The organism is Burkholderia sp. SIMBA_051 (assembly GCF_046534915.1).
GTDB classification, from domain to species: domain Bacteria; phylum Pseudomonadota; class Gammaproteobacteria; order Burkholderiales; family Burkholderiaceae; genus Burkholderia; species Burkholderia ambifaria.
On sequence record NZ_JAWRXS010000308.1, the window covers coordinates 1 to 270 of the forward strand.

At 64.1% G+C, this 270-nt stretch carries 1 protein-coding gene; it reads left to right on the plus strand.

The window, feature by feature from the left end; genetic code table 11:
- Positions 1-262 (plus strand): hydroxyacylglutathione hydrolase C-terminal domain-containing protein (locus SB771_RS34650; RefSeq protein ID WP_410721994.1); only part of this gene is annotated, 262 nt, incomplete at its 5' end.
- Between the last annotated feature and the right edge of the window lie 8 nt (positions 263-270).

Genomic DNA, 270 nt, shown 5'->3' on the forward strand with positions numbered 1-270 from the left:
GCTGTCCAACATCCGCTTCGCGCTCGCTTGCGATCCGGACAACGACGAACTGCTTGCCTGGCGCGACAAGGCGAGCGATCTGCGGGCTCGCAAGGTGCCCACGCTGCCCACCACGATCGCCCACGAGCGCGCCGTGAATCCCTTCCTGCGTGCCGACAACCCTGCCATTCAGGCGACCTTGCGGGAGCAGTTGCATGCCGACGTACCTGACCGTCTGGCGTCGTTTACATTGATGCGCGAGTGGAAAAACCGCTTCCGGTGACCGGGTTC